Origin of the sequence: Vogesella mureinivorans (genome assembly GCF_007644035.1) — a bacterium.
Classification (GTDB): Bacteria; Pseudomonadota; Gammaproteobacteria; order Burkholderiales; family Chromobacteriaceae; genus Vogesella; species Vogesella mureinivorans.
In genome coordinates this window covers 1-1,209 of the sequence record NZ_VMTV02000967.1, presented here as the reverse complement: position 1 = coordinate 1,209, position 1,209 = coordinate 1, and the positions used below count along the sequence as shown (strand labels likewise).

The 1,209-nt window shown below is 62.0% G+C and carries 2 protein-coding genes; both read right to left on the bottom strand.

The window, feature by feature from the left end; translation table 11 throughout:
• Window positions 1–623 (bottom strand): DNA cytosine methyltransferase (locus tag FLQ44_RS21720; protein WP_240801375.1); only part of this gene is annotated, 623 nt, incomplete at its 3' end.
• 53 nt (window positions 624–676) lie between these two features.
• Window positions 677–1,126, bottom strand: a complete 450-nt coding sequence (locus FLQ44_RS21715; RefSeq protein ID WP_147696034.1) for a hypothetical protein — start codon at window positions 1,124–1,126, stop codon at window positions 677–679.
• Window positions 1,127–1,209 lie beyond the last annotated feature (83 nt).

Genomic DNA, 1,209 nt, shown 5'->3' with positions numbered 1-1,209 from the left:
CCGGTGCCGTAGTACGGTGCCAAGAAGCGGGCCCCAAAGCGGGCACGGCCGGCAGCGATGCGTTTCAGCGTGGCGTCACTCCGCCCAGGCTTGGTAATCGGGCTCCATTTGCCGCTGGTGAAGTCGATAAAGCTGTCGGCGCCTACGTGCTCGCGTTTGGGCAGCTGTAGCTCGATGGGGTGCTTGCTGCGAGTCATCACCAGATAGAGGCGCTCGCGGTTCTGTGGCACGCCATGGTCTGCCGCGTCTAGCACATAAGGCTGGATGGCATAGCCAAGCGCGTGCATTGCCTGGCGCCATGCCGGGTAAAGCTGCCAGCGCGTGAAGGCTGGCACGTTCTCGACCACGATCACGTCCTGCAGGTGGTATTCCGCAATGGCCACCACTGACCAAGCTGTGGCGCGGCTGCTGTCGTGTTGTGGGTTGCCATTGGCTTTGCCGCGTGCCGGGCTGTGCCCTTGGCAGCATGGGCTGGCTGTGAAAACGTCGTGATGCGGAATGGATGCGGGATCTACCTGGTGCATGTCCTGGCAGACGTGCTGGGCTGTGGGGTGGTTGCGTGCGTGCAACTCGACGGCGGCTGGCCAGTGGTTGCCGGTCCATACGACATCTGCCCCTGCCATGCGTGCGCCCTCGCTTGATCCGCCTAGCCCTGCGAATCCGTCAGCGACCTTCATCACGCCGCCCTCGCCAGCTGCAGTACATTGTCCAGGCTGCCATCTGGCAGGCCCTTCAGTACCAGCACCGCTTTCAGCTCCTTGATGCGCTTGTCCGCGGCTTCCAGCTGCTGCTCCTGCAGTTCTACGCGCTCTTCCAGGGTATCGGCTGCAATACGCAGGTTGACTACCTCGCGGGTCGAATCAATGGAAAGCGCCTGCTCCAGCTCATGCTTCAGCTGGCGCACCTCCGCGCGCTCGTTCTGAATGATGGTCCAGTACTGGCGGCTGGTTTCATCAGCGCTGGCCACGCGGTTTTCCAGCTCTGCAATGCGGCCTTTCTGCTGGTCGCACACTACTTTCATCCGGTCATAGCCGGCGGCGCGCCATTCAAGCTGCTGCATCTTGCTGGTGAGTGCGGCCAACTCTTCGGCCTTCATGATCACGAGGGAAACGTTCTGGGTAGTCATGCTGCGTCCTTGAAAAGAGAAAGGCCGCACTGGGCGGCCTGGGTAAGTTCGTGAATGGCTCTGCGCAATCGCTCGGCCTTGTC

What these genes read in the sequence shown, in the direction of transcription:
- FLQ44_RS21715 (WP_147696034.1), bottom strand. Translation starts at nt 1,126, where the DNA reads ATGACTACCCAGAACGTTTCCCTCGTGATCATGAAGGCCGAAGAGTTG.